Source organism: Winogradskyella vidalii (assembly GCF_013403955.1).
Taxonomy (GTDB): Bacteria; Bacteroidota; Bacteroidia; order Flavobacteriales; family Flavobacteriaceae; genus Winogradskyella; species Winogradskyella vidalii.
In genome coordinates this window covers 313,387-327,077 of record NZ_JABFDG010000003.1, presented here as the reverse complement: position 1 = coordinate 327,077, position 13,691 = coordinate 313,387, and the positions used below count along the sequence as shown (strand labels likewise).

The following is a 13,691-nucleotide window of genomic DNA, read 5'->3' as shown; positions in this document are numbered from 1 at the left end:
CTATTTTTAGGATTAAACATCTTGTATTGTAGCTATTACAAAAGCTCGTCAATAGCGTCTGAATACGCATTCTTTGGAGCTACACCAACTTGGCGACCTACAACTTCACCATCTTTAAAAATTAATACTGTAGGGATGTTTCTAACACCATATTTAGCAGCAAATTCTTGGTTTGCATCTACATCAACCTTACCAACTACAGCTTTACCATCGTATTCTGTACTGATTTCGTCAATGATTGGTCCAACCATACGACAAGGTCCACACCATGCAGCCCAAAAATCAACCATTACTGGCTTCTCACTTTTTAATACTGTTTCTTCAAAATTTGCATCTGTTATTTCTAATGCCATAATATTTATTTTTTAATATTGTACTTCTCTTTTATTCCATCGTTAAATGGAATTACAAAATTAGTCAAAATATTTATGAAACCTTACAAAGCCTGTATATGTTTTGGTTATAGCTAAATAGACGACTTATATATAAGATTTTGGGCGCATTAAACCAGGCTGTCCGCTATATCTTTTTTGCTTTTAATGGCAAAAAAGGATGCTGCTTCCATCCTTTGCGCAAATTCAGGATAACTACAAGCCTTTAAACTTAATTATAAGCTCCAAATACTATTTACTTTTTTAGGTCTATTATTCTATACCGTTATGAAACAAAAACTCTATAATGAGTTTTCCTATTTCTCTTGTTTTTTCTTCTGCTGCAAAATGGCCTGCATCTAATAAGTGTAGCTCTGCATTTGGCACATCTCTTAAATAAGCTTCCGCTCCTTTATAATTGAATTTCAGGTCCTTTTTACCCCAAGTAATTAAGGTTTTTGGTTGGGTCTCTCTCAACATTTTTTGCCATTTTGGATACTGAATTAAATTGGTATTATAATCTTGAAATAACTGAACCTGAATTTCTCTATCTTTCTCAGAGCTTAGAAATGCTAAATCATGCGTCCATGCATCCGGACTTTGTATATTAATATTTGTAGCATCCAAATCAAACAAATACTGTTTATTTATTATAGCATCTTCGCCTGTTAAGCTATATAAAAAATCGTGCTTAACTTGCGACGTATCGGTTTGTGCCGTTCTAAAAAAATCTTGCCGTTTAGGTGTTAAACCATCTAAATAAGCATTTGCGTTTTGAACAATTAAAGCTTCAATCCGTTTTGGATTTTTCATCATCATTCGGAAACCCACAGGAGCACCAAAATCTTGCATGTACATTACATAGTTCTTAATTTGAAGTGTATGGATTAGCTTCTCTGTATAATCTGCTAACAAATCAAAAGTATACGTCGTCGTTGCTGGATCTATATGCGTACTGTAACCAGAACCTAAATTATCTGGTGCTATCACATGGTAATACGTCGCCAACATAGGAATTAAATTTCTGTACGAATGCGAGGACGACGGATACCCATGAAGCAATACAATTGTTGGTTTGCTTTTATCGCCTGCTTCTCTATAAAACAGTTTTACACTATCAATTTCTATATAATTATATGTCGTTGCTGGCGGTAAAAAGAATTGTTTCTCCTGTTTTTCTGATGTATTCTGACACCCAAATAAAGAAATTGAAATCACTAAAATTAGTACAAACTGTTTCATTATAAAGGCTTATTTATTCTGATTTCTCATGAAGATTCTAATGTTTTCAATAATAGCATCACCATCTTCTTCTAACGCAAAATGTCCCGTATCGTAAATGTTATAATCAATGTCTTTTACATCTTTTTTAAACGCTTCGGCACCACTTTCAGGAAAGAAAGCATCATTTTTACCCCAAACTATTAATAATGGTGGCTGATAGTCTCTTAAATATTGCTGCCATTTTGGGTAAAGCTTCACGTTATTTTGATAATCATAAAACAAATTTAAATTTACAGCATGTGCGTTTGGTCTAGACAATCTTAAGAAATCTAAGTTATAACTATCAGGGTCTACTGTCTCGATATCTCTAACACCATGTGTGTATTGCCACTTTAATCCTTCTAAAGAAAAAGCAGATAATAGCGCCTCTTCGGTTTCTTTAGTTCTATGTTTCCAAAGCGCTTTTATGCCGGCCCAAGCCTCTCCTAGACCTTCTTCGTAAGCATTTCCGTTTTGGTTGATGATTGCTGTGATATGTTCAGGATGCTCTGTGGCTAAACGAAATCCAATAGGTGCGCCATAATCTTGAATCATTATGGCATAAGAATTAATATTTTTTTGCTCTAAAAAGGACTCCATAGTAATCGCAATATTATCAAACGTATAAGTAAACGTTTCAACATCTGGAAAATCACTATTACCAAAACCAGGATAATCAGGTGCAATTAAATGAAACTCGTCAGATAATTGTGCTAACACTTTTCGGTATTGAAATGATGATGCAGGAAAACCATGTAGTAAAACGATGGTTGGGTTATTCACATTTCCGGCTTCCCTGTAGGCAATGTTAATTCCATTAACCTCTAATATTTTATATTTTAATGCTGATTCTTCACTTGTTACCTTTGATGTTGTTGTTTTAGAAACACGATCTATTTCTGATGTTACCTCGTCTTTACAAGATATAAACAGTAAAACAAAACTTAAGATTAGGACTGGATTTTTCATAGTTTAAATTCAAATTTAAGTCTCAAAATAATTTTAAAACTTATAAAATAGAAAAGCCATAACCGAAATTAGTTACGATTATGGCTCCATAATTATTTTTAGTTTTTAATTTCTACCAGCCATAACTCCACCATCGGTATCCCAAATGGCACCTGTTACCCAAGCAGCCTTGTCTGACAATAAAAAGATAATACTATTAGCTACATCTTCCGACTCTCCAAAACGACCGATAGGATGAAAACCATTAAAACCAACTAAGGCTTCTTTAGCCGCTTCTTCACCTCCAAAAACACCATGATAAACAGGTGTATTCACTAAGGCAGGAGACACTGCATTAACACGAATGTTATCGTCTGCTAATTCCATAGCCAAATGTTGTGTTAGCGAATGTAAACCTGCTTTCTGCATAGAATAGGCTGTAGAAGGTGTTGCTTTAACAGCTTGTTTTGCCCACATAGAGCCCACATTTACAATAGAGCCACCTTGAGTCGCTTTCATTTTTTTAGCAGCACTTTGTGTGATAAAAAAGAAGCCTCTATTTAAATCTAAATACGAATTGTAGTCTTCCATCGTATGATCTAAAAAAGGTTTAGGACCAAAAATCCCAGAAGCATTTACTAAATAATCTAAGTTATCTAAACCATCAATTTTAGCGATTAAAGCATCCACTTCTGTTGTACTAGAGATATTTGCTGTGTGTTTTGCTAAGTTTGGTGCGTCTGCAATTTTATCAGTATCTCTACCTACAACATGTACGGTTGCTCCTCCTTCTAATAAGGCGTTTGTAGTGGCGTTACCTATTCCGCTTGTTCCACCAATGACTAAGGCTACTTTGTTTTCAAATTCTTTCATTATAATTTTCTTTAATTTTTAATTGTAGACAGACAAGTCTGTCTTAGTTTATGCAAATTTTTTTAAGCTATTATTATTTCACATAAATTTTTAGACTCAACAATAGGCCAATCCTCTTGATGCAAGTGACTTTCTCCAACGGCACTTTCGTAAAGTAAATAGATTTGTCTTGCGAGTGAATTTACTTGTTCACTTTTTACTTGTTCTAAGTTATTAGTAATCAAATTTTCTATGATGGCAATAAAATCATTTTTTTGAGATTGAATTTCATTACGGATCATCTCATTATCTTTTGGAATTTCCGAAACCGTTTTAATACACCAACACCCATTAAAATCTTTATCTTGATAAAACAGTTGAAGGAAATCGAATATTGCTAGGATTTGCTCTTTTCCTTTTGGTTTAGACATTGTAAAAGTTTCAAAATCACCTAGAAAATTAATATTCTTGTGCTGAAGATATGCCAGACAAATCTCTTCTTTAGATTTAAAATGATTATACAACGTTGCCTTAGCAATTCCTGCTTCCGCAATAATTTGATTGATACCTGTAGAATTATACCCATTCTTATAAAATAAAAATGAGGCCGTTTCTGTAATTCTATTTTTTACTTCGGCATGTTTCATGATGCAAATATATAAAGTATTTTTTAAAAACAGACAGGTCTGTCTATTATTTTAAACTAAAATCAATTAAGCTTGTAAAACATACTAACTTACCCGTCTAAATTATTACGCTCTAAACATCTAATTCAACTTATACATCACATCGTTCTCTTTCAAACTATTCAGTAAGCCTTGAGAAATTTTAATTTTATTCTTTCGGCTAGGCATTTGGACCTTTATTTTTTCAGCATTATCATAGACCACAAAAGTTAAGGTCTGATTGCCTTCATGAAACTTAATTAAGTCGTACAACACATTAATTTTATCTTTTTCTAAATCTCTAATATTAAGTTGTATCGATAGTTTTTTTGCATAAGTATCCATCACATCATGTAGCAACTGGAAACTATTAAACTGAATTCTTGGTTCGCCTTTTTTACCTGTATCTCTATTTACCCAACCTTCGCGAACAAAAGCGCGCACATAGACAAAAGAATTGATGACAAAAAAGTGTCTGAACTTTAAATAATCTTCTCCAAAAATCCTGAATTCAAAACTATCGGTATAATCTTCAATCGTAAAAATGGCCCAACCTTTACCCTGTTTACTAACACGATGTTGCACATCAGTGACGACACCACCAAAGGTGACTTCTTTATTAACAATGGCTTCTAAATTATTAAAATGCGCAACGACACCATTACAAAATGTTTTCATTTCAATTGAAAAATCATCTAGTGGGTGGCCCGAAATATAAATCCCAACAACTTCACGTTCTCGCGATAATTTTTCCATAGTACCCCAATCCTCACAAGGTGGAACTACAGGTTCTGCAATCTGCACATCACTTGCCTCACCAAACAAACTAACTTGTGCTGAGTTTTCATTTTCTTGATGTTTTGCGCCATACTTTACGGCTTTTTCTAAGAAGCTGATACCATCACCATCATGAGCAAAATACTGTGCTCTGTGCGTGTCTGACCAGCAATCAAATCCGCCAGCATTGGCTAAACCTTCGAATGCTCTTTTATTGGCAGCACGTAAATCGATACGTTTAGCAAAATCAAAAATAGATTTGTAGTTTCCGCCCTCTTGTCGGTTGTCCACAATGGTCTGTACAGCGCCATGGCCAACCCCTTTTATGGCGCCCATTCCAAAACGCACGGCATTATCTTTGTTTACCGAAAATTTATAAAAACTCTCATTAACATCGGGTCCTAAAACGGGCAAACGCATCCGTTTACACTCTTCCATAAAGAAGGTCACGGATTTAATATCATTCATATTATTAGACAGTACCGCAGCCATATATTCTGCTGGGTAATGCGCCTTTAAATACGCGGTTTGATAAGCAATCCAAGCATAACAGGTAGAGTGCGATTTGTTAAAAGCATAACTTGCAAAAGCTTCCCAATCCTTCCAAATTTTTTCAAGCTTTTTGGCATCTAAGCCTTTAGAACTTGCCTGCTCAATAAATTTTGGCTTCATCTTGTCCAAAACCGCAATTTGTTTCTTACCCATCGCCTTACGCAAGACATCGGCTTCACCCTTAGTAAAATCTGCTAATTTTTGAGACAGAAGCATTACTTGCTCTTGGTAAACTGTAATGCCGTAGGTTTCCTGAAGGTACTCTTCCATCTCTGGTAAATCGTAATCAATCTCTTCATCACCATGTTTACGCGCAATAAAACTCGGAATATATTCCATTGGTCCGGGGCGATACAGAGCATTCATCGCAATTAAATCATCGAAGACCGTTGGCTTTAAGTTCTTCATGTGTTTTTGCATGCCTGGCGATTCATACTGAAACACTCCTACGGTTTCACCACGTTGGAACAATTCGTATGTTTTTACATCATCGAGCGGAAAACTATCGGGGTCTAAATCAATATCGTGCTTCGCCTTTACAATCTTAACCGTATCCTTAATTAAAGTCAAGGTTTTTAAGCCCAAGAAATCCATCTTCAACAGGCCAGCACTTTCTACAACCGAGTTATCAAATTGTGTGACGTATAAATCGGAATCCTTAGCTAAGGAAACGGGAACATAATTAGTTATATCACCTGGTGTGATAATAACACCACAAGCGTGAATTCCTGTATTTCTAACCGAACCTTCTAAGATTCGAGCTTGGTTAATAGTTTCAGCTTGTAAATCATCACCATCGGAAATATTGAGCAATTCATTAATTTTCTCTAAATCTTCGGCTCTAAATTTCTTAGCGAGTTCCTTTTCATCTAAACCGAAAATTTTCCCGAGTTTAGACATCAACGGAATTAATTTCGCAATATGGTCGGCTTCGTTTAAGGGTAAGTCCAAAACTCTAGCAGTATCTCTAATCGATGATTTTGCAGCCATGGTACCATAAGTAATAATCTGCGCTACCTGATTGGCACCATATTTATCAATAACATAATCCATCACTCGACCACGACCTTCATCATCAAAATCGATATCAATATCGGGCATACTTACACGGTCTGGATTTAAGAAACGCTCAAAAAGTAAATCGTACTTTATGGGGTCTATATTAGTAATCCATAAACAATATGCGACCACTGAACCTGCTGCGGAACCACGACCAGGACCTACGGAAACATCCATTTTACGGGCTTCGCGAATAAAATCTTCTACAATCAAGAAATAACCTGGATACCCTGTATTTTCAATAACGCTTAGCTCAAAATCGAGACGCTCTTTTATTTTTGGTGTAATTTCACCATAGCGTTTTTTTGCACCTTGATAAGTTAGATGTTTTAAAAAGGCATTTTCTCCACGCTTACCGCCATCAGCCTCATCATCTTTGTGCTTAAATTCATCGGGTATATCAAAGGCAGGCAATAAGACATCACGAGCCAACTCGTAAGGTTCAATTTTATCAACAACCTCTTGGATGTTCACAATGGCTTCAGGTACATCTTTAAATAAAGCCTTCATTTCTTCAGAAGACTTAAAATAATATTCTTGGTTTGGTAGACCATAGCGATAGCCTCGACCACGACCAATTGGTGTCGCTTGTTTTTCACCATCTTTTACACACAATAAAATATCGTGTGCATTGGCATTTTCTTGGTCAACATAATACGTATTATTAGTAGCGACTAATTTTATATCATGTTTTTTAGAAAATTGAATTAACACCGGATTCACACGGTTTTCATCTTCCTGATTGTGACGCATTAACTCAATATACAAATCATCTTGAAAGGTCTCTTTCCACCATAACAAGGCTTCTTCCGCCTGATTTTCACCAACATTTAATACCTTACTTGGTACTTCTCCATAAAGGTTTCCTGTTAGACAGATTAAATTTTCTTTGTATTTCTCAATCAGTTTTTTATCAATTCTCGGTACATAATAAAACCCATTGGTAAAGGCTGCAGACGACAGTTTTGCTAAATTGTGATAGCCTTTTTTATTCTTTGCCATTAACACAATTTGGTAACCGTTGTCTTTTCGGGTTTTGTCTTCGTGGTTTTCACACACAAAGAATTCACAACCAATAATTGGTTTTATAAGTTTTCCTTTCTTTTCTAATCCGGCTGCTTCGGCCTCTGCATGCTGTGCCTTTACCTTTTTATTATGACCAGAAACAGCACTCACAAAGTGAAAAGCTCCCATCATATTTCCATGGTCAGTCATTGCAACCGCAGGCATATTCTTTTTGGCTGCTGCTGCTACTAAATCTTTTACACTAATGGTTGATTGAAGAATGGAATATTGCGAATGGTTATGCAAATGCGCAAAGTCTACATCCTTTATTTGTGAAGCGGCCTCTTTATTTACTTCTGTTGGTGTGGCTTTGTTGGCCTGTTCTTTTTGAAGACGTGCATTAATCTTTGCACTTTCTTTCTTAAGGTTGATATGTTTTAAACCAATAAGCTGAATTTCAGCAGGATTTTCTTGCGTAAAATTCTCAAAATAATCAGGCTCTACATCAAGCTGTTCCTTGGTGTATTGCTTACGACGAATTAATTCTAAAAAACAACGTGTTGTTGCTTCAACATCGGCCGTAGCGTTGTGTGCTTCCGAAAATGGTTTGTTGAATAAATATTCGTGTAACTCCGTTAAGGTTGGTAACTTAAATTTCCCATAGCGTCCACCAGGAATTTGGCATAAACTTGCGGTATGTTCGGTACAAGTATCTAAAACTGGTAATTCTTGAAGTGAATTTGTGACGTCTTCACGAACAAATTCCGCCCCCATAATATTTAAATCGAACTTTACATTTTGTCCGACTACAAATTTGGTTTTCGCTAAAGCTGCATTAAACTTCTCTAAAACTTCTGCCAATGGTACGCCTTGTTCTTCGGCTAATCCTGTAGAAATTCCGTGTATTTTTTCAGCATCATAAGGAATATTAAAACCTTCTGGTTTCACCAAATAATCTTGATGTTCAATACAATTCCCCATGCCATCATGCAATTGCCATGCAATTTGAATACACCTCGGCCAATTATCGGTATCTGTGATTGGTGCATCCCAACGTTTTGGTAATCCTGTGGTTTCGGTATCGAATATTAAGTACATACGTTAAGGTTCAAAAGTTTAGAGTTTAAAGTTCAAAGTTATAATCTGAACTATAAACCAAATACTGAAATAAGTTCAGCATAAATTGTTGCATTGGTTTTTCTCTCGAAGGCGCATAAGCGCAAACTGAAAAATTAATGTCATGCTGAACGCAGTCGAAGCCATTCAAAACCAAGTTGTTAATAGCAATTTGACTACACTCAGTGTGACAAAAAAAATTAGCTTATAAAATTACATAGAATTTGCACCTTATTAAAGTGAACTTTAAAAGAGTTTTGAACATAAAAAAAGTCAATCTATTTAGACTGACTTTTCAAATCTATTTAATATGATATTTACGATACGAGTTCTTCGTGAACTTTTTCAGTATTGATTGCCGACTGAATTGCATTTTTATGCTTCAACAATAAGGCATCAATACTCGGTGGCAAGTTACGCTCTTTGAGTAACTCATTGTACTCTTCTAAACTAGCTTCTTCACCTTTAATAGCTTCTTCAAGAACCATTTCTTCATTATTGGAAGAAAATGTGGCTTTTAAACTTGTCCAGTTTCTGTGTACGACGCCTTTAAAACTTCCTGAATCTTCTGGTATTTCACCGTATTGCAAAATCTCAGTTCTTAATTCTTTTGCAAATTCACTACGTTCCGAGGCTCTTCGCTTAAAATACATTTTTAATTTATCACTCTCTATATTTTCTATAGCGTTAATATAGCCTTTTTCTGCATCGTAATTTTTGACTAGTAATTCGTTTAATTTATTTGATATGTCTTTTGAAAACTTCATTTTATCTTTTATCATTTTATCCGTTTCAATATATTCTTTTAGGATGTGTATTGTTTCACATCAGCTTTAATATAGTGCTCAAAGCAGAACAAATCAAGAAAATTAACACCCTTAACAAAGACTTAAGTGTATTTAACAAAAAAAAAGCGTCACTCAGAAGAGCAACGCTTTTTTTTATAAAAATTTTATTTTTTTAAGCCTGTAAATAATCTGGGACACCATCACCATCAGTATCAACAGCATCGTCAGGATTACCATCAGCATTTGGATCAGCACTTTCGTCTATGGTTAAAATACCATCACCATCATCATCATTATCTAAATAATCTACTTGGCCATCACCATCTGTATCCGCAGGGTTACCATTTTCATCTACAGCTTCATATTGTGACAAGACACCATCACCATCATCATCGTTATCTAAATAGTTTGGAATACCATCACTATCTGTATCATCATCTTCAAAATCGCCATTACCATTAAAGTCTTCAAAAACATTTGGTATGCTATCATTATCATCATCACCACAGTCTAGAGTATCAATTAAGGCTTGGATACTTCCATCGTCATCACCACAAATATCAATTTGCTCTTCTAAATGAAACTGGTATTGTGCACATTTTTCAAAATAATTTCCGATAGTAGCGACAATTAATTGGGTTTGTGCTTCCTCTACATTAGCGATTGCATCGTCGCAAGACATATCACAACTACCTAAACCATCTATTATTGTTTGTATGGCGCCATCAACATCACCACAATAATTACGTTGATTAATAAGTGCAGCGATATAGTTTTGGCATGCCGCTTCTACATCTGCTCTAATTATAAATTCTAAATCTGGTGAATTTGAAGCTTCGTAAGCGGCTAAAGCTACATTAGCAAGATCCTCTACATCCTCACAAACCACAGGGTCCGAAGGAATGGCACCAGATACCAAAGGAACTTTAAAGAATATACCTCCATAAATTGGTTCATCCGTTGCACTATCTATTTCTTCTGTTATTCCTGTAAAATTAACGACATTGGTTCCTGTTGCATCAAAAGCATTAAAACGAAACGTTCCTGTAAAGGTGTTATTTAAAATTTCATTTAATCTTATTTCACCATAATCAGGATACAAAGAATTACTTGGGTTATTAGTAGAATAAACTGTTCCATCTACGGCGGTAAATTTGGCCTCAATAGATTCAACATCACCTAAAACATAAGTTCCAACGGTTGCTGTAGGCAGAATCAACTCTAAAGTCTCTACATTATTTGTTCCTGTAAGTGTTAAAATACCAGTTTCACTAATACTTGCTGAAAAAGCTTGAGCTCTCCATAATTGATTATTATATGACCCTTGAAATGCAGGTGAACTAAATTGGACTTCATCACCGCAACTGAAAACAGTGAAAAAAACAAGAGATAAGAGTATTAGTTTTTTCATATTTTAAAATAAAAAGAAATTTTATCTATGCTCCAATGATAACGAAACAAGAATGCCAAAAGTATAATTTTTTTTCATATTGCCGCTATCTTGAATTTTTCTTTTCGTTTAAACGCAATAAAACCCTATAATAACTCATTTTATTTACATTTTTTTCACATGAAATCATTCATATTTGTCATAATTCAGCTATTTCATAGATTACAGCATTAAAATATCTCTATACAAAGCATATTACACCTACACCTTTCGTCTCATTTTCAGTTAAAAACAAAAGATATGAATAGCCTCTATATTAAAAAAAAAGAGTATATTTGCGCCCGCCTAAACGACATAGATGATTTTGTCGCGAAGGTTATTATTAATAACAGAGGTCGAGAACCTCACTAATTAATTATTATGCCTGTAAAAATTAGATTACAAAGACACGGTAAAAAAGGAAAACCTTATTACTGGATCGTAGCAGCGGATTCACGCTCTAAAAGAGATGGTAAATACTTAGAGAAATTAGGTGCTTACAATCCAAACACAAATCCTGCAACTATCGAATTAGATGTTAACGGAGCTGTACAATGGTTACAAAACGGTGCACAACCAACTGACACAGCAAAAGCTATTTTATCTTATAAAGGAGCGATGTTAAAAAACCATTTAGCTGGTGGTGTTAGAAAAGGTGCATTAACTGAAGAGCAAGCTGAAGAAAAATTCAACGCTTGGTTAGAAGAAAAAGCGGCTAAAGTTGAAGCAAAAACTGAAGGTTTATCTAAAGCCGATGCAGAAGCTAAAGCTAAAGCACATGAAGCTGAGAAAGCAGTAAATGAAGCACGTATCGCTGCAGCTGCACCAGTTGTTGAAGAAGAAGTAGCAGAAGATGTTGCAACTGAAGAAACAGCAGCTAACGAAGAAGAATAAAAAATAATTTTTTTATACTTTTAACCCAGACTAGTTTAGTCTGGGTTTTTTTGTGAAATAGTATTTTGGCTTTTTCCAAAATACGTCATTGAACAAATTCCGCTGAAAAGCGGAATCTCATTTATCTTAGAAAGAGATCCTGAAACAAGTTCAGGATGACCAATACATTTGTCATGAAAAAAGAAGACTGTTTTTATTTAGGAAAAATTGTATCAAAATACAGCTTCAAAGGAGAGCTCCTTGCAAAGCTAGATACTGACGAACCTGATTTATATGATAATTTAGATGCTGTATTCTTAGATTTAAGAGGGAACTTAGTCCCTTTCTTTCTTGAAACATCACAATTACATAAATCGGATTTACTACGCTTAAAATTTGAAGACGTCGATAATGAAGCTGATGCTGATGCTTTAATAAAAACCGAATTATATTTACCGTTAGATTTACTTCCTAAGCTTGAAGGCAATAAATTTTATTTTCATGAAGTTATAGGATTCACCATTAAGGATACAAATTTTGGAGATGTAGGAGTTCTACAAAGTATTAATGATACCACAGCACAATCTTTATTCGAAATTGACCGAAATGGCACAGAAATTTTAATTCCTATGAACGATGAGTTTATAGTTAAAGTAGACCGAGAAAATAAGACCATTGAAGTTAATACACCTGAAGGCTTGATTGAGCTTTATATTGAAAATTAACAAATTCCAAATTGAAAATAACAAATCCCAAAGAGTAGGATTATGGCAGGCGGTAAAGTTTATGATTTAGAAGAAAGAACTTACTTGTTTGCACGCAATTGTAGATTCAAGCTTAGAGAAGTATTTCTAATATTGAAGACGGAAAACAATTAGTAAAATCATCTGGGTCTGTTGCCGCAAACTATATAGAAGCTAATGAAAAGCTTGAGGATAAAGATTTTAAATTTAGATTAAAAATCTCAAGAAAAGAAGCCAAAGAATCTGTCTTATGGTTAAAGTTACTAAAAGACATGAATCCTGACGACAAAGAAATAGTCAACCTTATAAATGAAGCGGAACAACTTCGGAAAATATTATCTGCAATTATTAACAAATCTTAATCCGTTTTGGATTTTGGTGTTTAACATTTGGAATTTTTAATGAAGCCATTCAAATTCAAACAATTCTCAGTCAATCAAGACCGTTGCGCCATGAAAATTGGCACCGATGGCGTTTTACTTGGCGCATGGGCTTCTGTTGCTCACGATCCATTTTCTGTTTTAGATATCGGTTCTGGCACAGGTGTATTGAGCTTAATGCTAGCACAAAGAAGTCATGCTGAAACTATTGAAGCTTTAGAAATTGATGCTGATGCTTACGAACAATGTGCTGAAAATTTTGAAAACTCGCCTTGGGCAGACCGCCTGTTTTGTTATCATGCTTCACTATTAGAATTTGTTGAAGAAATTGATGATAAATACGACCTTATTATTTGCAACCCTCCATTCTATTCCGAAAATTACAAAACAGCTAACGACGCAAGAGATTTAGCACGCTTTAATGACGCTATGCCTTTTGAACACTTAAATTATGCTGCAGGCAACCTATTATCTAATACAGGCCTATTTTGTGTGATTATCCCCTATAAAGAGGAAGCCGAATTTATAAAATTAGCATCAAAAAATGGTTTACAGCTTAATCGGTTGCTTCATGTTAAAGGCAACCCCGAAACAGAGGTAAAACGCAGTTTATTAGAATTTTCTTTTGAAGAAACAAAAACCGAGGCTTCAGAATTGATTATAGAAACAGCCCGTCATCAATACACCGAAGCTTATATCAACTTAACTAAAGATTTTTACTTAAAAATGTAATTGGTTTTAAAATAAAGTATTGACTTAAAGACAAAATTCCTCACTGTTTTTAAGCATGACCACATTCAATATATAACGACTAAAATTGTGTTGATTGTAAAATTTTGATGTATTTTTAAGTATCTAACTTAAAAAAAT

Annotated in this window: 12 protein-coding genes; 4 read left to right on the top strand and 8 right to left on the bottom strand. The window is 34.7% G+C overall.

Going from position 1 to position 13,691, the window contains the following annotated elements; all coding sequences use genetic code 11:
• Positions 1–35 precede the first annotated feature (35 nt).
• The 8 genes from trxA to HM982_RS10245 all read right to left on the bottom strand — a co-directional run bounded on the left by trxA (position 36) and on the right by HM982_RS10245 (position 10,807).
• Positions 36–353, bottom strand: coding sequence for a thioredoxin (gene trxA / locus HM982_RS10280; protein ID WP_179353069.1), 318 nt, complete (start codon positions 351–353; stop codon positions 36–38).
• 291 nt (positions 354–644) lie between these two features.
• Positions 645–1,613 carry an alpha/beta fold hydrolase gene (locus HM982_RS10275; protein ID WP_179353068.1) on the bottom strand — a complete coding sequence of 323 codons (969 nt, stop codon included), beginning with the start codon at positions 1,611–1,613 and terminating at the stop codon, positions 645–647.
• Between the two features lie 9 nt (positions 1,614–1,622).
• Positions 1,623–2,603, bottom strand: a complete 981-nt coding sequence (locus HM982_RS10270; RefSeq protein WP_179353067.1) for an alpha/beta fold hydrolase — start codon at positions 2,601–2,603, stop codon at positions 1,623–1,625.
• A 105-nt stretch (positions 2,604–2,708) separates the two neighbouring features.
• Positions 2,709–3,455 carry an SDR family NAD(P)-dependent oxidoreductase gene (locus HM982_RS10265; protein WP_179353066.1) on the bottom strand — a complete coding sequence of 249 codons (747 nt, stop codon included), beginning with the start codon at positions 3,453–3,455 and terminating at the stop codon, positions 2,709–2,711.
• Positions 3,456–3,517: 62 nt separating this feature from the next.
• The gene (locus HM982_RS10260) at positions 3,518–4,081 is read right to left on the bottom strand and encodes a TetR/AcrR family transcriptional regulator (RefSeq protein ID WP_179353065.1); all 564 of its coding nucleotides are present in this window, start codon (positions 4,079–4,081) and stop codon (positions 3,518–3,520) included.
• A gap of 120 nt (positions 4,082–4,201) precedes the next feature.
• A complete protein-coding gene (gene dnaE / locus HM982_RS10255) occupies positions 4,202–8,590 on the bottom strand; it encodes a DNA polymerase III subunit alpha (RefSeq protein WP_179353064.1) in 4,389 nt (1,462 codons plus the stop codon).
• Between the two features lie 335 nt (positions 8,591–8,925).
• On the bottom strand, positions 8,926–9,390 hold the full coding sequence (locus tag HM982_RS10250; RefSeq protein WP_246296708.1) for a ferritin-like domain-containing protein: 465 nt from the start codon (positions 9,388–9,390) through the stop codon (positions 8,926–8,928).
• A 178-nt stretch (positions 9,391–9,568) separates the two neighbouring features.
• Positions 9,569–10,807: a DUF6252 family protein gene (locus tag HM982_RS10245; protein ID WP_179353063.1), complete on the bottom strand. Its 1,239-nt coding sequence runs from the start codon at positions 10,805–10,807 to the stop codon at positions 9,569–9,571.
• A gap of 399 nt (positions 10,808–11,206) precedes the next feature.
• Here HM982_RS10245 and HM982_RS10240 point away from each other — a divergent pair, with 399 nt between their 5' ends.
• From HM982_RS10240 to HM982_RS10225, 4 genes are all read left to right on the top strand, one after another.
• Entirely contained in the window at positions 11,207–11,719 is a 513-nt protein-coding gene (locus HM982_RS10240; RefSeq protein ID WP_179353062.1) for a 30S ribosomal protein S16, read from the top strand.
• Between the two features lie 173 nt (positions 11,720–11,892).
• The gene (gene rimM, locus HM982_RS10235; protein WP_179353061.1) at positions 11,893–12,423 is read left to right on the top strand and encodes a ribosome maturation factor RimM; all 531 of its coding nucleotides are present in this window, start codon (positions 11,893–11,895) and stop codon (positions 12,421–12,423) included.
• Positions 12,424–12,545: 122 nt separating this feature from the next.
• Positions 12,546–12,803 carry a four helix bundle protein gene (locus tag HM982_RS18525; protein WP_317167426.1) on the top strand — a complete coding sequence of 86 codons (258 nt, stop codon included), beginning with the start codon at positions 12,546–12,548 and terminating at the stop codon, positions 12,801–12,803.
• 39 nt (positions 12,804–12,842) lie between these two features.
• Positions 12,843–13,553 carry a tRNA1(Val) (adenine(37)-N6)-methyltransferase gene (locus HM982_RS10225; RefSeq protein WP_179353060.1) on the top strand — a complete coding sequence of 237 codons (711 nt, stop codon included), beginning with the start codon at positions 12,843–12,845 and terminating at the stop codon, positions 13,551–13,553.
• Positions 13,554–13,691: the final 138 nt, after the last annotated feature.